The organism is Arthrobacter sp. CAN_A6, assembly GCF_015751715.1.
Lineage (GTDB): Bacteria > Actinomycetota > Actinomycetes > Actinomycetales > Micrococcaceae > Arthrobacter_D.
On record NZ_JADOUV010000003.1, the window covers coordinates 438522 to 457332 of the forward strand.

16 protein-coding genes are annotated in these 18811 nt (G+C 68.4%); 9 read left to right on the forward strand and 7 right to left on the reverse strand.

The genetic code is table 11. The features are described from left to right. Positions 1 to 16 precede the first annotated feature (16 nt). The 3 genes from IWX75_RS08290 to IWX75_RS08300 are packed head-to-tail and all read right to left on the reverse strand — an operon-like array spanning position 17 to position 3269. A complete protein-coding gene (locus tag IWX75_RS08290; protein ID WP_334684193.1) occupies positions 17 to 1621 on the reverse strand; it encodes an LCP family protein in 1605 nt (534 codons plus the stop codon). Then, the gene (purE, locus tag IWX75_RS08295) at positions 1618 to 2148 is read right to left on the reverse strand and encodes a 5-(carboxyamino)imidazole ribonucleotide mutase (RefSeq protein WP_334684194.1); all 531 of its coding nucleotides are present in this window, start codon (positions 2146 to 2148) and stop codon (positions 1618 to 1620) included. Before purE ends, IWX75_RS08290 begins: the two co-directional genes overlap by 4 nt. Beyond that, positions 2145 to 3269, reverse strand: a complete 1125-nt coding sequence (locus tag IWX75_RS08300) for a 5-(carboxyamino)imidazole ribonucleotide synthase (protein WP_442858962.1) — start codon at positions 3267 to 3269, stop codon at positions 2145 to 2147. Before IWX75_RS08300 ends, purE begins: the two co-directional genes overlap by 4 nt. Positions 3270 to 3535: 266 nt before the next feature. Here IWX75_RS08300 and IWX75_RS08305 point away from each other — a divergent pair, with 266 nt between their 5' ends. Beyond that, a complete protein-coding gene (locus IWX75_RS08305; RefSeq protein ID WP_196821824.1) occupies positions 3536 to 4186 on the forward strand; it encodes a GtrA family protein in 651 nt (216 codons plus the stop codon). Here the strand turns inward: IWX75_RS08305 and IWX75_RS08310 are convergent. Beyond that, positions 4161 to 4937, reverse strand: coding sequence for a TIGR03089 family protein (locus tag IWX75_RS08310; RefSeq protein ID WP_196821751.1), 777 nt, complete (start codon positions 4935 to 4937; stop codon positions 4161 to 4163). The two genes, IWX75_RS08305 and IWX75_RS08310, sit on opposite strands and share 26 nt — an antisense overlap. A 257-nt stretch (positions 4938 to 5194) precedes the next feature. On the opposite strand from IWX75_RS08310, the gene IWX75_RS08315 reads away from it, so the two are divergent. The 3 genes from IWX75_RS08315 to IWX75_RS08325 are packed head-to-tail and all read left to right on the forward strand — an operon-like array spanning position 5195 to position 10937. Further along, the gene (locus IWX75_RS08315) at positions 5195 to 5782 is read left to right on the forward strand and encodes a WhiB family transcriptional regulator (protein ID WP_196821752.1); all 588 of its coding nucleotides are present in this window, start codon (positions 5195 to 5197) and stop codon (positions 5780 to 5782) included. 2 nt (positions 5783 to 5784) lie between these two features. Then, on the forward strand, positions 5785 to 9267 hold the full coding sequence (locus tag IWX75_RS08320; protein ID WP_334684203.1) for a glycosyltransferase: 3483 nt from the start codon (positions 5785 to 5787) through the stop codon (positions 9265 to 9267). Then, positions 9264 to 10937: a DUF5719 family protein gene (locus tag IWX75_RS08325; protein WP_196821753.1), complete on the forward strand. Its 1674-nt coding sequence runs from the start codon at positions 9264 to 9266 to the stop codon at positions 10935 to 10937. Before IWX75_RS08320 ends, IWX75_RS08325 begins: the two co-directional genes overlap by 4 nt. Positions 10938 to 10951: 14 nt before the next feature. Here IWX75_RS08325 and IWX75_RS08330 read toward each other — a convergent pair whose 3' ends face one another. Then, complete coding sequence (locus IWX75_RS08330; RefSeq protein ID WP_196821754.1) at positions 10952 to 11446, reverse strand: metallopeptidase family protein; 495 nt, start codon at positions 11444 to 11446, stop codon at positions 10952 to 10954. A gap of 213 nt (positions 11447 to 11659) precedes the next feature. Between IWX75_RS08330 and IWX75_RS08335 the strand changes: the two genes are divergently transcribed. The 3 genes from IWX75_RS08335 (at position 11660) to ahcY (ending at position 13840) form a co-directional block, all read left to right on the forward strand. Then, positions 11660 to 12046: a DUF3499 domain-containing protein gene (locus IWX75_RS08335; RefSeq protein WP_196821755.1), complete on the forward strand. Its 387-nt coding sequence runs from the start codon at positions 11660 to 11662 to the stop codon at positions 12044 to 12046. Positions 12047 to 12141: 95 nt separating this feature from the next. Continuing rightward, positions 12142 to 12333, forward strand: a complete 192-nt coding sequence (locus IWX75_RS08340; protein WP_196821756.1) for a Trm112 family protein — start codon at positions 12142 to 12144, stop codon at positions 12331 to 12333. 7 nt (positions 12334 to 12340) lie between these two features. Next, the gene (ahcY, locus tag IWX75_RS08345) at positions 12341 to 13840 is read left to right on the forward strand and encodes an adenosylhomocysteinase (RefSeq protein ID WP_196821757.1); all 1500 of its coding nucleotides are present in this window, start codon (positions 12341 to 12343) and stop codon (positions 13838 to 13840) included. A 70-nt stretch (positions 13841 to 13910) separates the two neighbouring features. Here the strand turns inward: ahcY and IWX75_RS08350 are convergent, their stop codons facing one another. Then, positions 13911 to 14726, reverse strand: coding sequence for an RDD family protein (locus IWX75_RS08350; RefSeq protein ID WP_196821758.1), 816 nt, complete (start codon positions 14724 to 14726; stop codon positions 13911 to 13913). Positions 14727 to 14863: 137 nt separating this feature from the next. On the opposite strand from IWX75_RS08350, the gene IWX75_RS08355 reads away from it, so the two are divergent. Both IWX75_RS08355 and IWX75_RS08360 read left to right on the forward strand, forming a co-directional pair. Beyond that, positions 14864 to 15856, forward strand: coding sequence for a stage II sporulation protein M (locus tag IWX75_RS08355; protein ID WP_196821759.1), 993 nt, complete (start codon positions 14864 to 14866; stop codon positions 15854 to 15856). Positions 15857 to 16022: 166 nt separating this feature from the next. After that, entirely contained in the window at positions 16023 to 17108 is a 1086-nt protein-coding gene (locus IWX75_RS08360; protein ID WP_196821760.1) for a TIGR01906 family membrane protein, read from the forward strand. On the opposite strand, the gene IWX75_RS08365 is transcribed toward IWX75_RS08360, so the two are convergent. Beyond that, positions 17105 to 18787: a phospholipid carrier-dependent glycosyltransferase gene (locus IWX75_RS08365; RefSeq protein ID WP_196821761.1), complete on the reverse strand. Its 1683-nt coding sequence runs from the start codon at positions 18785 to 18787 to the stop codon at positions 17105 to 17107. The two genes, IWX75_RS08360 and IWX75_RS08365, sit on opposite strands and share 4 nt — an antisense overlap. Positions 18788 to 18811: the final 24 nt, after the last annotated feature.

The window sequence follows — 18811 nt, forward strand, 5'->3', positions numbered from 1 at the left end:
TGGTCGGACCAAGTGGTCAGGCCGGGGAGCACTCCCCGTTGTTGGCGAGCAACTCAATGAGCGTAGCGTCATCCTGGATGATCGCGAGCTCCTGGAGGTATTCCTCGGTGATTCCACTGTCGGTCGTCTGCGAGGGAAGCACCGACACCAGTGCCGCCCGCTCCAGCTCGAGGATGCCGGCGTCCGACGGGGCGCCGTCGTCCGCTGCAGGGGGATCCTCGCTGCCCTGGGCCAGCATGTCCTGGACCCGCTGGTGGATCAGGTCGAAGTCCGGGTAGGTCGGGAAGTTGTCCTCCGGTGTCCCGAAGTCCGGCGGCCCGATGGTCAACCGCCGGACCTCCTGGTCCTTGGCCTTCAGCGCCAGGTTGACGAAACTGCCCAGCTGGTCCTGCGGGATGTCCGTCTCGACGATCTGCGTGCCGGCGGCGGCGATCTCCTGGAAGTGCGTGAGCAGGGTGGCAGGATCGAGCTGCGCGATCATTGCCTGCTGGACGCACTGCTGGCGGGCGATGCGGTCGTAATCGGTCACGAACTCGCGCGATCGGGCGTACCAGAGCGCCTGATAGCCGTTGAGGGTCTGTACACCCGGCGGAATCCAGCCGTCCGGCGGATAGTGGCGGATCGGGTCGGTGCCGGGAATTTCGGCGGCCGTTATGGGCACCCATCCTCCTGCGTCGATCCGGATGCCGCCCATGGCGTCCACCAGCTGCTCGAAACCGGTCATGTCGACCATGACATAGGCCTGCACCTCGATGCCGAGGATGCCGCTTGCGGCATCCATCATCGCCTCGGCGCCCGGGTCCTCGCTGTCGGGATAGAGGTCCGCATAGTTCTGGGTCACCGTGGTGTAGAGGCTGTTGATGATGCATTCGTCGCCGCAGTTGTAGCCGTCCGGATAGACCTCGGCCAACGGAGAATCCTCGGGGAAGGGGGCGTTCTGGAAATTGCGGGGAATGCTGAAGGTCACGGTGGCGCCCGTCGAGGCATCCACGCTGACCACCGAGATGCTGTCGGGTCGCCGGCCCGTCCGGTCCTCGCCGGCGTCGCCGCCCATCAGCAGGAAGTTGTACCGGCCCTCCACCGGATCGAAGGCCGGCCCGCCCTGGAAGATGGATCCTACCGTGGAGCGCCCGACACCGAGCAGGTAGGCGCCATAGGTCAGCGAACCACTCGTGAGCACCATCAGGAGGGCGAGCGTGGCGGCGACCGCTGCCCGCACCCGGCGCTCGAGCAGCGGAGGGCGGATGATACGCAGGGTATTGAGGAACAGGAGGGCCCAGCCCACGGCGAGCCCCAGCAGCACGGTGATCAGCACCAGCGACCACCAGCGGTGCGTCACCAGCGTGACGACCAGTTGCGGGTTGGTGAGCGCAAGCACGACGGCGGCAACCGCCAGCGCCCAGATGGTGAGGGTGACGCGCAGGGCCCGGCGTCCGAGCCTCCGGTTGCCCGCCACGACCTGCGCTGCCCCCGGCACGACGAGGGTGAGGCCGAGGAGGACGAAGGCACGTTTCGTTCGGACCGCCGGTGCGGCCGCCTGGGGGTAGCGCACCGGATCGGTCAACTGCACGGGCGTGGACCCTGACGCTCCCTGGTCCGCCCTCGCCTCGGTAATCATCATCGGCCCTCCGTCGGATGGTCCGGAAGCCGGCTTCGAAGCGCGGCTCCCTTGTCGAGGGCGGTCTGCTTCAGGGACGCAGAGAACTCGACCAGTTGCATCCGCAGGCGCTCCGCTTCGGACCCGTTCCCGGCAGCGAGGATGCGCACCGCCAGCAGCCCCGCGTTGCGGGCGCCGCCGATCGAGACCGTGGCAACAGGGACGCCGGCCGGCATCTGGACGATCGACAACAGGGAATCCATTCCATCGAGGTACTTGAGGGGCACCGGCACTCCGATCACCGGCAGGGGTGTGAGCGCCGCGAGCATCCCGGGAAGGTGCGCGGCACCTCCGGCGCCGGCGATGATCACCCGCAGGCCGCGCTGGTGAGCGTCCTGCCCGTAGCGCACCATTTCGACGGGCATCCGGTGGGCAGAGACGACGTCGGCCTCGTAGCTGATGCCAAATTCTTCGAGCGCGTCGGCCGCGCCCTCCATCACGGGCCAGTCGGAATCGGAGCCCATGACGAGGCCGACTGCTGGGTTCTTCATGAGGGGTCCTTCCCGGAAGCCGTGCCGTCCCGGAGGATCGCGGCGGTGAGCCCCGCCCGTGCCCGGACTTGTTCCACCGTTTCGCCGGTGGCACCGACCACGTTCACGTGTCCGATCTTCCGGCCGGGGCGGATGTCCTTGCCGTAGAAATGCACCTTGGCCGACGGGTCCGAGGACAGGGCCGATCGGTAGGCGGCGTAGGTGTCGGTGTTGGAGCCGCCCAGGTAGTTCCTCATGACAGCTACATCAGCAGTAAGGCTCGTGTCACCGAGGGGGAGATCCAGCACGGCGCGCAGGTGCTGCTCGAACTGGCCCGTGACCGAGCCGTCCATGGTCCAGTGTCCGGAGTTGTGCGGCCTCATGGCGAGCTCATTGACCAGGAAGCCCGCATCGGAGGACGGCGTTTCGAAGAGTTCGACGGCCATCACTCCAGTAACCTCCAGTGCCTCGGCGATCCGGAGTGCCGCCTCGACAGCTGCCCGCGCCACCGGTTCGGCCAGGCCCTGCGCGGGTGCGATCACCTCGTCGCAGACGCTGTCGACCTGTACCGACTCCATGACGGGCCACGCCGCTGCTTCGCCGGAGGGTGTACGTGCCACGAGTACTGCCAGCTCACGGGTGAAGGGGACGTGTTCCTCCACGAGCAGATCCTCCCCTGTGAACCAGGTACTCGCCTTCGGAAGTTCCGCGGCGGACCTGAGCACCATCACGCCCTTGCCGTCGTAACCACCGCGCGGGGTCTTCAACACCACGGGCCACCCATGGGTGTCACCGAACGCCTCGAGTTCGGCGGGAACGGAAGCCCGCGCCCACCGCGGGTTGGGGAAGCCGAGCCGTTCGACGGCCTCGCGCATCAGTAGCTTGTCCTGTGCGTGGGCGAGCGCCGCGGGCGGCGGCTGGATATTGATTCCCTCGGAGGCCAGTTCCCGCAGGAGCGGGCCGGGAACGTGCTCATGGTCGAACGTGAGGACATCCACGCCGCGTGCGAAGGCGCGCAGGGCGTCGGCGTCGCGGTAGTCGCCCACCGTCACGTGGGCTGCTACCTGCGCCGCTGAAACATTCGGGCCCTCGGCGAAGACGTGCAGCACGAAGCCGAGCTGCGCCGCGGGGGCTGCCATCATCCGGGCCAGCTGGCCACCGCCAACCACACCGATTACGGGAAAAGTCACCTACTCAGGGTACCTACCCGAACGGGAGCACTGGGACCGGCCCGGCAGCTGCGGGCTATTCCGTAGGCAACGGCGGGCCCGGCCCCCTAAAATGGGGAGCTGGACGCCAGGCACTGGGCAGGCGGATGAAGGGCACCCCTGCGTCGACAGGGTGTTTGCCGGGAATCCGCGGCATCAGCACTGCGGTGAAAGGTAACTCGGATTCGACCGCGGAGGTTGTGTTGACGGCAATAGCAGAGCGTATCAGGGGCCTCGCCTCGCTTTTCTGGCGTGAAGTCGCCAAGTTCGGGGCGGTGGGCGGCGTGGCGTTCATCATAGACAACGGCCTGTATTGGTACCTCATCAACGGGCCCATGGACGACAGCGTGGTCAAGGCCCGGTTCGTCTCCGCATCCGTGGCAACGGTCTTCGCGTGGGTGGCGAACCGCTACTGGACCTTCCGGCACCGCCGCCAGCCGAATGCAGCCCGGGAACTGCTCATGTTCATCTTCATCAACGTGATCGGCATGGGGATCGCGGCCGGCTGCGTCTGGATCGTCCACTACCCGTTCGGGGTCACCGACACCACGTATCTGTTCGTCGCAGGCATCATCGGTACGGTACTCGCCACGTTCGTGCGCTTCATCGCCTACCGCTTCTGGGTCTTCAATTCCGAACTGGACGAAGAGCCCGAATTCAGCCACGACCACGAGATCCTCCACCCTCATTCCGGATCAATCCCGAAAGCATCCCGGAAGGTGGCCGGTAAAGCTACTGACAGCGCCCCCGGAACGGCCCGGAAAGGCGACGGAGCTACTGAAGAGGGGCCTGCCGAGGTGCGTGCCCAAAGCCAGGAAAAAAGCGCTACCGGGCGGCAAGCCGGGCAGTAACCCGTTCGCCTGCCAGGAGCTGGTCGGTCACCCGGACGTCCCGGTCCACCAGGATCAACGTCCCCCCGGTGCCCCACACCGACGCCGCTGCCTCCAGTGCCCGGAGCACCGTGCACCCGGGTTCGAGGAGTGCCACCGTAGACGGCGGCACAGCTTCATCCGATCCGCCGGAAAGGTTGGCGAAGGAGAGCCTGCGGGGACCGGGGGCCCCTGCGGTGCCGCCGTCTCCCTGGTTGCCCGCCTCCACCAGCACGGTTCCCGGTCGCGGCGGCGCCTCCTCCGGGAAGACGTCGCCGTGCGAGCGCACCTCAGCGGCGTAGTCGACGGCGCCGAGCGGGAGTTCGCCCGGCCAGCGGAGTGCCAGGGCGCCCAGCGCCACGGGAACCAGCATCCGCGGTGCCTCGAGCGGGGCTCGGGCGGAGGAGGTCACCAGGATGTCGCCGTCGCCATCGCTGGTGCCGTCAGCGCCATCCGGACTACTGGGCAGGACGAGCACGCCACCGGCCTGCCAGGTGGCGTAAGCCCACACCACTGCCTTCCAGTGGGTGGGAAGGTGCATCGCCACGCGCGTGCCCGGAACGGCGTCGAGCTCGTCGACGAGGAGGTTCGCGGTTTTTGCCACCCAGTTGTCGAAAACCCGTCCCGAGAGTTCCACCCTGCCGTCCGTCCCGTACCACACCAGCCGGGGTGACGATGAAGCCACCGTCCGCAGGAAGGCGAGTTGTTCGGTCGGATTCGTGTGCTGGGGCATTGTGTCTCCGCCGAGGTTGTGGTGGTATGAATGTTACTGAAGTGATAGTTGATCAAATAACAATCGACGCGCCGGTACTTCTTCATTCGTTCCCGGCGTGGCGCACGCCAAACCGCCGAACCGACTCTATAGGATCCCCCAGCGGTTTGACTCAGTACGTATTACACGCTTGTAATTAGACATCGGATTTGTTCCAGCAGCTGGGCGCGACGGTCTCCTTGGTTGATGCTGGAACGGCAACACCGGGAAGGCACAGTATGGGGCACGCAGAGCGTATCCAGGAAAGACCAGACATCGCAGCGCAGGCATCAGCCCGCTACGGATCGCGGGGAGTCCCCGACGACTGGTTCCTGGACCCAGCTGACCCTGATGCGGGCGGACGCTACCGAGAGGACTCGCGCTTCGCGCTCGAGAACCAGGCTACCGCTTTCCTCACGGCGCACGAGGCCCTCGCGGCGTTGCCCGGCGTCGCCCTGCCCGCAGTAGCCGAGGGGCCGAGCAGCCTCCTCGTGCTGCCCCGCGTGGCCGACGATGCCAAGCTACGCGCGGCACCGGCCTTCTCCGAGCCCTCGCACACCGGCTGGACCGTCTCCCCGTCCCGCCCGGGGGACTTCCTCGATGAGGGGGAGCTCGGCTGGCAGTCGGACGCCCTGTGCGCCCAGACCGATCCTGAAGCCTTCTTCCCCGAGAAGGGCGGCTCGACCCGCGACGCCAAGAAGGTGTGCGGTTCCTGCATGGTGAAATCGGAGTGCCTCGAGTACGCCCTGGAAAATGATGAGCGGTTCGGCATCTGGGGTGGCCTTTCGGAGCGCGAGCGCCGCCGCCTGCGAAAGCGAGCAGTCTGATCCTGCTCGACCGCCGTGTCACCGCCGTCGTCGTAGCCTCCCACGGATCCCGATTCCTTCCCGTAACCCTGAAGGCCCTGAAGCACCAGACCCGTCCGGCTGACTTCCAGGTGGGCGTCGACGCTGGTTCGACTGACAAGTCGGCGTCGACGCTCCGCCTGCACCTGCCCGGCGACAGCCTTCTCGTCGAGTCCGCGGCATCAGGGTTCGGTGCCGCCGTCCAGGCGGGCATCCGACAGATCCCCGAGCGGGACAACGCGCGGGAGGGGACTGAGATCCAGGACTGGCTGTGGCTCCTCCATGACGACTCGGCCCCGGAACCGACCGCCCTCGAGGAGCTGCTCTCCGCCGTGGAACGCGCGCCGTCCGTCACCGTGGCCGGTGCGAAGCAAGTCGGCTGGGACGACCCGAGGAAGCTCGAGGACGTCGGACTGTCCGTCAGCCGGTGGGCCGAGCGGCTCACGCTGATCGACGGAGATGAGCTCGACCAGGGACAGCATGACGGCCGCAGTGACGTGTTCGCCGTCAGCTCCTCCGGCATGCTGGTCCTGCGAAGCGCGTGGGACGAGCTGGGCGGGTTCGATCCCGCACTGCCGGATGTGGGCGACGACGTCGACTTCTGCTGGCGGAACCGACGCGCGGGCCACCGTGTGGTGGTGGTTCCGGCAGCCGTCGTACGCCATTCCGGATGCCGGTCCGATGCCGCCGCGACGCTCCGCGCCGGACGCCGCGCGGAGGTCTACCTCCGGCTGAAGCACTCCGTCCTGTGGACAGTGCCGTTCCTCGCTGCGGGTGCCGTGATCGGCGGCGTCGCCCGGCTGCTGGTCGGCCTGGTGACGAAGGATCCGGGCCACGGGGCGGGGCAGCTCCTTGCGAGTTGCGCCGGTGTCTGCAAACCCCTGGACCTTTTCCGTGGCCGGCGCTCCATCGCACGGACGAAGACCGCGCCCCGCCGCGTCGTGCATGCGCTTCGTACGCCGCGGCGCGAGGTCCGGTCCCACCGACGGTCCGTCCTCGAAGCCTTCCCGGCGGCCAGGGCGCTGCCGGGCAACGCCGCAGACCAGCCAGGCATTTCCTCACGCGACAGCCATGACTTCTCCGCACCCGGCGGTTCACGCCGCCCCTGGGGAGGGCTGGGCGCCGGAGCCTCCTTCGGCGTGCTGTTGGCCGCCTCCCTGGTGGGCCTCTCCGGACTGATCGGGGCGCCGGGCCTTTCCGGTGGAGCGCTCCTTCCCCTTCCGCAGTCCCCTGCCGAACTGTGGGACAGCGCTTCCACCTGGTGGGTTCCGCTGGGAGCAGGGTTCGCCGGGCACGGCACCCCCTTCTCCTATGTCCTGTGGCTGCTCTCGATCCTCGGTTTCGGGAACGGCAACGCGGCCGTCGCGGGGCTGGTCCTACTTGCCATGCCTCTTGCCGGCCTGGCCGCCTGGTTCGGCGCTGGAGCACTTACGCGCCACCGCGGGCTACGGATGTGGGCAGCGCTCTCCTGGGGTGCCGTGCCCGCGCTGCAGGTGGCGATCGGCAGCGGACGGCTCGGCGCACTGGTTGCCCATGTCCTCCTGCCGCTGGTACTGACTGCCATGGTCCGCGCCGTCGGAGTGGGCTCCCGGCCTTTCACACAGGCCGGAGCAACGCCCACGCCGGGAACGTCCGGGGTCCCCAGCTGGACGGCCACCGGCGCGGCAGGATTGTTGCTGGCCGCAGTCACCGCGGCAGCGCCGTCATTGCTCGTGGTGGCCCTTCTGGGGGTGATCGGTGCTCAGCTGATCCTGCGCCGGCGCGCGAGAATCCTGTGGTGGAGTGTCCTTCCGTCCCTGGCGCTGTTCGTTCCCTTCGCGGCGTCGGCTTCAGGCACTCTTCGGGATGCCGTGGCGGAACCGGGGATCCCGCTGCCGTTCACGGCTGCCGAGCTCTGGCAACAGCTTCTCGGGTTTCCGGTGGCCTTCGACCCGCTGGTGCAGCCGGAGGCCCTGGAGTTCCTGGGGCCAGGTTTCTGGGCGCTGGTCCCCGTGCTCGTCATCGGTGCGCCACCGGTGGTCCTTGCCGTATTCGCCCTCTTCGGCTCCGTTCGCGGCAGGCCGGGCGCCTACGCCGCCTGGGCTCTGGCGCTGCTGTGCCTCATCGTCAGTGCGGTGTACCTTTCCTTCCCCGGGACGGCGGGCGGAACCGCGCTGATTCCGCCCTTTTCCGGACCGCTGGTATCGGGCATCGCCCTCTTCCTCCTGGCTGCTGCCCTGGTGGGAGCGGATGGTCTCCTGGCCCGCCGGGACGCCGACCGGTCATCCGGCACACCGGCTCCCGCAGTCCGCGCCCTCGTCCTTGCAGTATCGGTGGTGCTGGCGGCAGGTCCCCTCACGAGCCTCGGCCTGTGGATCCTCCCGCAGTCGGCGCAGGTCGCCGGCACAGCAGCGGTGGCGCTCACCCCTTCCGACGCACCGGACAGTGCGACCAGCTCGGACACGGCGGCCAGGGCGGACGAGGCGAGCGGCGACAGCCCGGGGGAAAGTACGGACTTCGGCACGGCCGTCCTGGTGCACCCGGTCGCCGAGCGCATCCTGCCCGCCACGGCGGCCGACCGTGGAACCGGACCGGACCGCACCAGGACCCTGGTCCTGACCATCGACGGGAGTAATGGTGAGGGTGTCGCGGCAATGCTCATGCGTGGCGGAGGCACCACCCTCGACACGATGTCCCCGCTGAACTCACCTGCAGGATTGTCCGGGGATGGAGCCGCTCCGCAGTTCCGCCCCGATGACGCCGCCGATGACGCCCTCCGCGGCGCCGTCGCCATGCTGGTGGGCGGCACCGGAGCTGACCCGCGTGCGGAGCTGCGCCGGTTCGGCGTCGGACATGTCGTCCTGCAGCAGTCCGACACCGCCGCCGAACTACTGGCGGAACAGCTCGACGCCGCGCCGGGCCTGACCGCCGTCGGCAAGACGCCGTCGGGCTGGTTGTGGCGTGTGACGCCGTCGATACTGCCGAACGGAACGGAGGACTCCGGCGGGCAGACAGCCCGGGCCCGAATCGTCGACGCCGAGGGTCGAACCGAAGCCCTCGTCCCGTCAGGGACCATCAGGGTGGCAACGGGAGTGCGGGACGGAGGCGAGGGACGTACCCTCGTCCTCGCCGAGCGGGCGGATACCGGGTGGCAGGCCGCGCTCGACGGGCGTCCGCTCGAAAGCGCTTCGGAAGGGTGGGCACAAACCTTCGTGCTGCCGCCCCGGGGTGGACACCTGACGGTCGACTATGTCAGTGCGTGGCAGCCCTGGACCGAAGCGGTTCAAATGGTCGTGTTCGGCGCAAGCATCCTGCTTGCGGTACCCGTCCCATCACGGCCCAGGGCCGTGCGGGTCCGGCCGGCCGGCCGGGGCCCGACTGCTGCCAGCGGGCGGGAACCGGCGACTGGCCACGGCCCGGTGGGTCCAGGCAGCTCCCACCCCACTGAAAGGGAGCCGGGCATGGCCGCTGCCGGGGCTTCATCATGAGCGCTGCAGCCACGCAGGGCGCGGCAGGTAAACAGGGCGCGGCAGGAAATCAGGGTGCCGCAGGAAAGCAACGCCGGGGGAACTGGCGGCCGGGTGCGGCGGGCGTTCTTCTCCTCGGTGCGACGGCGGCGCTGGTAGGGGTGAGCGCGGCAGGAGGATCCGGTGCGGCGCCGCCGAGCGTACCGATTCCCCGAGCCGAGGTCCCGGCCGGGACCCACACGGCCGTGTGCCCGGGCCCGCCCCGGCTTCCCGGCGACAGCGGAGATTCTCCCGGCGGGGATCCCTTGATCAGTCCGGTGTCCTCGACGGCGAAGACGCTTGCCACTGCCATAGTGCTCAGCGACCGCGGCGGCACGCTTCCTGCCGCCGCCCTGGTTCCGCTCGGTCCCGGATCGCCTTTGTCAGTGTCCTCCGAACGATCCGGAACCGCAGTTCTCGGATCGGGAAACCCATCTGGCAGCTCCAGTGGGGATGTCGGTACGGACAGGACGGCGGCAGTGGCCCGCGGCAGTGCCGTCGATGCGCCGTCCCTCTTCCGGTCCGATCCGATGGGGGGAAACGCGCCGGTTGCCGGGGCCACGCTCACCTACACCGCCGACGACGGCGACCTCCGCGGCCTTGCCGCGTCCAGCTGCCAGGCGCCGTCCAACGATATGGTGCTCCTCGGCGGTGCCACCGAGGTGGGCGATTCCTCAGTCCTGGTGCTCACGAACCCCACCGACATTCCGGCGGCCGTCGACCTCGAGTTTTTCGGCGCCGACGGCCCGGTCGAGGCCGCCGGAACGGGCGGCCACCTGGTGCCGCCGGGGGAGTCGCGGGAAGTGGTCCTCGCAGGTCTTGCCGGAAGCCAGGAGCACCTTGCCGTCCGCGTCCGCAGCGACGGCGGGCGTGTGTCCGCGGTGATCCAGCAGAGCGTCCTCCGCGGCCTCACGCCGGGCGGTATCGAGTTGCTCGCACCGTCCGCTCCGGCGGCACTGGAGCAGGTGATCCCCGGCGTCGTTCTCCAGAATGCCGACACTGCCCGCACCATCCGCGGGCAGGAGGGGTACGCTGCTGCCTCCCCGGCCCTGCAGGTCCTGGTCCCGGGCAGTACTGACGCAGTACTCGACATCCGGATCTTCGGCGCCGACGGAGAGGTTCCCTTGCCGGAGGGGGGAACGACGACGGCGGCAGCGGGTAGCGTCAGCACCGTTGCGCTGGAAGACCTGGCGGAGGGCACCTACACCGTGTCCATCGCCGCGGATGTTCCTGTGGCAGCGGCCGTCCGCGTCAGCCGGGGCGTCACGGCGGGTGCTCCGGTGGACTTCGGCAGCGCGCCGGCAGCCGAGCGGTTGGGGAGCGAGCACGCGGTGGTCCTCGCCGACGGCGTCGATGTCCAGCTCGTGTTCGGGGCGCCCGAAGACGGTGCAGAGGTGTCACTCACTCCGGTGGGTGCCGATGGTGTCCTCGGTGATCCGCGGGTGGTGGGCCTTGCGGGGACGACGTCGGTGACGGTGCCGGCGTCCTCCTTCGGACCCGACGCGGTGGCGGTGATCGTCGGAGCCACAGGAGGCTCCGTGTTCGGAGCGCAGGTCGCAACCCTGGGTGGGAACACCGCCGGTGTCTCGGTGAGCGCCATCCCCGAAGCTCCGAACGGCAAGAAAAGTATCCCGGTGGAGCTGAGGTATTAGGAGGGGCTCTGCGGTCAGGCCTGTGAGCGCCCGTAGGCAGGATCCACGGCTTCCGGTGCCATGCCCATCAGTTCCGCCGTCTGCTCGATCACGACATCGTGCACGAGTTCGTTGACCGGGAGGATCCCCTTGGCCGCCATCTCGATGGGATGGCGGAAGACCGTGATCACTGCTGGACGTCCGGGTGTGGCCGGGGTGGCTGCCCCGAGGAGACCGCGCAGGCTTCCGGGAGTCCTATCCTCGAGGCCGTCGGGGATCTCCTGGACCACGATCTGCAGATCCTGGATGCGCTCGCCCCACAGCCGCTCGAGGCGCTGGGCTGATTCCATCACCCACTCGTCGAACTGCTCCGAACGGGTGCGGAAGCCGGGCAGGTGCGAACCGATCAGCTCCCCCCGCATTCCACGCCCACGGCGGTTCCTGCGACGCTCGAAGAACGACCGTCCGGCCAGGGGGCCGGGACCCTTTGCTTCGGTCAGGTTCACCGAAAATGTTGAAGCTTCCCGCATATAAAGACTCTAAGCCCATTGCCCCGCCGACGCATCCGCGCCGTGCGAATCTCCCGAAGCGGATGAGCGGTGCTGCACCGGCGCTTCCTGCGGTCGGGCGACCGGTCGAGCCGGTGTGCCGCAGGGCGGCCGGCAGGCGGCCCTGCGATCGGCGGAGGCCAGGGGCCTGTCGAAATGCCGCCGGGCCGCCGGAGGACGGTAGGCTTTCTCCTCGTGGGATTCATCCGTTCATGTTCGCGTTCAGCCTGCCAGCGTTCGGCAGTGGCCACGCTTACCTATGTCTACGCCGATTCGACGGCGGTCCTCGGGCCCCTGGCCACCTACGCGGAGCCCCACACCTATGATCTCTGCGCACTCCATGCCGAGAGGCTCACCGTCCCCCGGGGCTGGGAGGTGGTGCGCCTGACTCTGCCGACCGCACCGCCGGAACACAATTCCGATGACCTCCTGGCGCTCGCCGACGCCGTCCGGGAGGCGGCGGTCGACCGCTCCGCCCAACCTGCGGCTGCCGTCCACCGGGGAACGAAGCTACCCATCGAGCCACCCCCCGACGGCGGCGGACCGCGCCGGGGCCACCTCCGGATCCTCCGGGAATACTAGGCGCGTCCGTACTCCTGGTTCGGCCGGGGACGGCCGTCGACGGTACCCTTGAGGGGAATCTCCGTACCGTCTGTCCTCCCCGGAAAGTTTCAGCAATGGCGAACCTGCCCCAGCAACTGCTCGATGTCCTCCGCTGCCCGGTCACGGGATCGGTGCTGGTCGAAGACGGCGGCCGCCTGATCTCGACAGCGCCGGGCCCGGACGGCGTCCTACTGGAATACCGGCTCGAGGAAGGCATCCCCGTGCTTCTTCGCCCCGAACTACTCGAGAACCCGGCCCGACCCTAGGAACCCCATGACATTCGACTTCAAGGTTGCAGACCTCTCACTGGCCGTAGCCGGCCGCCACCAGATCCGCCTCGCGGAGCACGAAATGCCGGGTCTCATGGCGCTCCGGCGTGAGTTCGGCGACTCCCAGCCCCTCGCCGGTGCCCGCATCGCGGGATCCCTTCACATGACGGTGCAGACAGCAGTCCTCATCGAGACGTTGACCGCGCTGGGCGCCGAGGTCCGGTGGGCGTCCTGCAACATCTTCTCCACCCAGGACGAGGCCGCTGCCGCCGTCGTGGTCGGTTCCGGCACCATCGAGGAGCCTGCAGGTGTTCCGGTGTTCGCGTGGAAGAACGAGACCCTCGAGGAGTACTGGTGGACCGCCACCCAGATCCTCACCTGGCCGGGCCAGGCTGACGGCCGGGGACCGAACATGATCCTCGACGACGGCGGCGATGCCACGATGCTCGTCCACAAAGGGGCGGAGTTCGAGGCGGTGGGTGCTGTGCCGGCGAATCCGCAGGAGGGCGACGCCGACTACTCGCACGAGTACACGGTGTTCCTCGACACCCTGCGCGGCACCCTCGGGTCCGAACCGCAGAAGTGGACCGCCATTGCCGCCGGCGTCCGGGGTGTCACCGAGGAGACCACCACGGGGGTCCTGCGTCTCTACCAGCTCGCAGCGAAGGGCAAGCTGCTCTTCCCCGCCATCAATGTGAACGACTCCGTGACGAAGTCCAAGTTCGACAACAAGTACGGCATCCGGCATTCGCTGCCCGACGGACTGAACCGCGCCACCGACGTCCTGATCGGCGGCAAGGTCGCCGTCGTCTGCGGATACGGCGACGTCGGAAAAGGTGCCGCCGAGGCGCTGCGCGGGCAGGGTGCGCGCGTGATCGTGACCGAGATCGATCCGATCTGCGCGCTCCAGGCGGCCATGGACGGCTATCAGGTGGCCAGGCTCGAGTCGGTGCTGGGGGAGGGCGACATCTTCATCACCACCACGGGCAACAAGGACGTGGTCATGGCGCACCACATGGCGAAGATGAAGCACCAGGCCATCGTCGGAAACATCGGCCACTTCGACAACGAGATCGACATCGCAGGGCTGGCGCGTATCCCCGGCATCGGGAAGATCGAGATCAAACCGCAGGTCCACGAGTGGGTTTTTCCGGAGAACGAGGCCGCCGGAACCGCGCGGCACTCGATCATCATGCTGTCCGAGGGGCGTCTGCTGAACCTCGGCAACGCCACCGGGCACCCCTCCTTCGTCATGAGCAACTCCTTCGCTAACCAGACCATCGCGCAGATCGAGCTCTTCACGAAATGGAAGCAGGCGGACGCCGAGGGTAACCCCGAGTACGCGAATCAGGTGTACGTCCTGCCCAAGATCCTCGACGAGAAGGTGGCGCGCCTCCACCTCGACGCTCTCGGAGTCGAGCTCACCGAACTGTCGAAGGGCCAGGCCGAGTACCTGGATATCGACATCGCCGGGCCGTACAAGTCCACCCAGTACCGGTACTGATAGATCCAGCAGGAATGCCCGGAACGTTCCGTCCGGCGGAAGAGGCACGCGACCGGGGTTGCGTGCCTCTTCAGTTCCCGCCGTCCTGCCCGAACGGCAGTCGATGGAGCCGCTCGGCGGTGGCGTTGATGCGGGACCGTTGGCCGGACATCGCCCGGAACTCACGGGTGCGCCGTGCGGCGATGACTGCGTGCAGGAACTCCTCGGGGTGCGTGCCCTGCGGTGGTGGGGGAGAGACGAGGAAGCTCGTCTCCGATGCGAGCTCCGCCGCAAGCACGGAGCGGGCGGACGGCGTGAGGCGGGGCGCCTGTGCGAGGAACTGGGAGACCCGGCGCGCCAGTGGATCGGGCAGGCGACCGATGTCGGCCGTTGAGGCCCACTGCTGCAGCCGCGGAGGCATTCCCACCGCTGCACGCGGCTTCACGACCACACGTTCACGCATCGAGTAGGTTCCCGCGAGGAGGTCGCCGAGCCGTTTGGAACGCTCATTGAACAGGGACACCACGAAGGCGAGCGACCCGAGCAGGAGATAGATCTCGAGGACACCCACCATCCCGCGCAGGAAGGCGTGCCGGAAACGGATGGCACCGCCGTCGTCGCGCACGATCCGGAGTCCCATGACCAGGCGCCCGAGTGATTTGCCGCGCGTGACGGTCTCGATGGTCACCGGTAGGACAAGGAAGACCAGGACGACCAGGATGAGGACCAGCGCGCCGGTGAGCGCCGGGTCGAACGCGCCGTCAAGAGTATCCGCGAGCAGGAGGACCAGCCCGAACACGACGAGCAGCTGCGCTCCGAAGTCGATGAGGGTTCCGAGGCCGCGGGCTGCGAACCCCGCGGGCCGCAGTTCGAGGACGACCGCCTCGCCCGTTACCACCGAACTCACCGGGAGCCCCCTTCGCCTGGTGCCGGCCTGCTGTTCCGTGCCCAGCCTATAGCGGACGAAACGCTTTCGCCGCGAGCCCGGTGGAGCGGGAGTGGAGGTGTGCCGGAGATGAGGCGGGAGAACTATAGGGTGTTGGCATGGACGTCGACGCCTTTGTTGAAGTGCACCGCCCTGACTGGCAGCGGCTGGATGCGCTGGTGGGCAGGCGCAGGTTGTCCGGTCCCGAGTCCGATGAACTGCTGATGCTCTACCAGCGCGCTTCCACGCACCTGTCGATGATCCGCTCCGTGGACCCGGAAAGCGCGCTGTCCGGTGCGCTGTCGATGCGGCTGTCGAGGGCACGGACGCGTTTCACGGGCGCCCGCTCCAACTTCCTCGAGGATCTGGCCCGGTTCTTCCTTTTTTCCCTGCCCGCCGCCTTCTACCGCATCCGCTGGCTGACGGCGGTGGTCGGTGTGTTGTTCGTCGGCGTCGCCTGGCTGCACGGCGCATGGGTCGCGAACTCGCCTGGCGTCATCGCCGCCATGGGAACGGACCAGGAGCTCCGGCAGTATGTGGAGGAGGACTTCGTCGACTACTACTCCGAGAATCCGGCGGCCTCCTTCGCGGGAGCCGTCTGGACCAATAACGCATGGATCGCACTCCAGGCGGTGGCGTTCGGGGTGACCGGAATCTGGGCCCCCTTCATCCTCTACCAGAACGCGCAGGGGGTGGGCATGGCGGGCGGGATGATGGCGGCCTACGACAGGCTCGACGTCTTCTTCCTCTACATCCTGCCGCACGGGTTCATGGAGCTGACCGCCATCTTCATCGCAGCCGCTGCCGGACTGCGCATTTTCTGGGCATGGGTTGCGCCGGGACGGCGAACCCGTGCGGCCTCACTCTCCGAGGAGGGCAGGTCGCTCATCACCGTGGCCCTCGGACTGGTGCTCGTGCTTTTCGTCTCCGGCCTCGTCGAAGGCTTCATCACGCCCAGCACGCTTCCTGCATGGCTGCGGATCACCGTCGGGTTCCTCGTCCTCGCGGCGTACTGGACCTACACCCTTCTGCTCGGCGGTCGGGCGGCGAAGGCGGGTTCCACGGGCGACCTCGACGCCGTCGACCGGGGGGAGACCGTCCGCACCGCCTGATCGGGGCCTGGTCCTTCCCCGGTGCTCCGGGCGACCATGCGCCGGTGCGGGGGCGGTGCCCGGTCCGTCGTCCGGGGAGCCTCCCGCGCTGCCGCACGTCCGGCCGGTACCCTCGAAAGGACATGCCGTCCCGAGCGGCGCAGTGCATAGCTAGGAGACCTACGCAGTGGCCGACACCGACAACGCCCCCGGGCAGCAGGACACCGCCGAGGATGTCCGGCCCGTTCCACGGCCGAACGACACCGTCGAGCACGACGACGCCTCTCCCCGCACTGCGGCGCTGCCGGCGGAACCGTCGCGGACGGACGCGCCCCCCACCGGGGAGCCGGCAGCCGCAGACGCTACTCCCGCTCCCGTGCCGGCCGTTCCCCTGTCCGCCGGAGCCGGATCCAGCCGTGTCTCGGATGACGACGCCCGGAGGTACGCCGAGCCACCCTCGGACACCGGAGCCCTCACCCTGCGGCCGTCCGACGACGAGGTGGCGCGTCGCGCAGCGCAGCGTGAGCAGGCCGTCGCCCCGAAGCCGGGCCTGCCCCGCTTCCTCCAGGTGCTGGTCGCCGTCCTCTTTCCCGTCATCGTGCTCGCAGGAGCGGTACGTGCGGTGACGACGTCGGCGTTCCTCTGGATCGAGTACCACCGCCCGGGTTTCCCCGCCGACTCCTACGGCTTCTCCACCGAGGATCGCATGACGTACGGCTCCTACGCGCTCGACTACGTCGTCAACCTGGCACCGGCGCGCTACCTGGGAGGCCTGGTCAGCCCGGGGGGCGGCCAGTTGTTCCTCGACTCCGAAGTGGGACACATGGAGGATGTGAAGGCCGTGCTGCAGCTTTCCTTCGCAGCGGCCTTCCTGCTGTTCGTGGTGGCCGTCGCCTCCTGCATCTATCTGGCACGCAAGTACAAGGGCGGCGTCCGCCGGGCGCTTTTCTCCGGTGCGGTGATCACCCTCGTACTGATCATTGCACTCGCGGTTGCCGCAATCCTCGCCTGGCAGACCTTCTTCACCCAGGTCCACGCGCTGTTCTTCGCTGACGGGTCATGGACGTTCCGCGTCGACGACACCCTGATCCGACTCTTCCCGGAACAGTTCTGGACGGACGCCGCAGCGTCGGTGGGAGCCATCGTGCTCCTTGCGACACTGCTGACCCTGATCCTCACCTGGCCCACCAAAGCCAGGCGCGAGCGGTCGAGGACAGCGCAGGAGGCGTACCAGGCCCGCTACGCGGCGGGCCTCGAGCCGCGGATCCGCTAGATCCAGCTCGGCATCCACATCCTCATCCGCCACTGGTCGTCGGTAATCACCTCGGCGGTCCACAGCGGCAGGAAGTAGGCGGACAGCGCCACGGCGGCCACCAGGAAGATGCCCACGACGGCGATTCCCAGGCGACGGCGGGCAGGATCCTGGAGCCCTGGTCGATCCTGTCCCTGTCGCTGTCCCTGTCCCTGCGGGGCGCCGAGGACCAGCCCCAGGCAGTGCACCAGAGCCAGGATCAGGAATGGTTCGAAGGACACGGCGTAGAAGAAGAACGTGGTGCGCTCCGGGTAGAGGAGCCAGGGCAGGTAACCGGCCGCAATGCCGGCGAGCACCGCTCCCGCGCGCCAGTCGCGGCGACCGGCCCAGACGAACAGGAGCACCACCAGCGCGGCGGCGGCACTCCACCAGATCAGCGGGTTCCCCAGGACCGTCACCGCCTGGGAGCAGGATTCCGCCTCGCAGCCCTGCTCTGCACCAAGGGTCTCCCGGTAGAACGAGGTGGGCCTGCCCATCACGAGCCAGGTCCAGGCGCTCGATTCGTACGGGTGGTCCGAGCCGAGGCCCTCATGGAAGTCGAAGGCGCTGCGGTGATACTCGGCGAGCGAGCGGAGCGGGGGCGGCACCCAGCCCCAGAGTGTGGAGGGATTGGTGAGTGCCCATTGCCGGCCGTACGCATCGGTGGACAGCAGCCAGCCGGTCCAGGAGGCGATGTAGGTGAGCGCCGCAACAGGAACCATCGCCGCAAAGGCCTGAAGCCCGTCCCGCAGGACGCCGCCCACGATCCAGCGGTGTACTCCGGCGATGCGCCGTGCACTCAGGTCCCACGCCACGGTCATCAGCCCGAAAACGGCGAGGAACGGTAGTGCCGACCATTTGGTGCCGAGCGCCAGACCGAGGCACACGCCGGCGGCGATCCGCCACGGGCGCACGCCGAGCCATGGTCCGTAGCGCAGTTGTACACCTGTCGGCACGCCGTCGGGGGCTGCCCGGGCAAGGGCCGAGAGCGACCGCGCCAGCCGGCGTCGTCCCTGGTCCCGATCCTTCAGCAGGGCGGCGAAGGCGGCGAGGATCCAGAAACTCAGGAAGATATCGAGCAGTGAGGTGCGTGAGTGCACCAGATGGTGGCCGTCGACGGCGAGCAGCAGCCCCGCCACCGCCCCCAGCAGGGACGAGCTGAACAGGCGCTGGGCCACGAAGGCGATGAGCAGCACCGACAAGGTTCCGACCAGCGCGGCCGAGAAGCGCCAGCCGAACGGATCGTCGGCTCCGAAGAGCAGCATGCCGGCACCGATCATCCACTTGCCGACCGGTGGGTGCACCACGTAGTCGGCAGTGGGGAGGAGAACGTCCGGGTTCCCTGCGTTGAAGGAGTCGTTGGCGTCCTCGGGCCACTCACGCTCATAGCCCGAGAGCAGCATCGAGTAGCCGTCCTTGACGTAGTACGTTTCGTCGAACACGAGGGAGCCGGGTTCACCCAGCCGAATGAACCGCAGCAGGCCCGCCAGGACGGCCATCGCCAACGGCAGGAGCCAGATGAGCGGTCCGCCCGGAGCCGCCGCGCCCACCAGCCGGCGAACCAGCGCGGCCTCGGTGAAGGCCTCCCGGGGAGCAGCGAGCCAGGCTCCCGGGGCGCTCTTTCCGGGCTTTCGAACGGCGGTGTGGCTCACAGGTGCCATGCTACCGGCGGAAAAGGTGGGCCC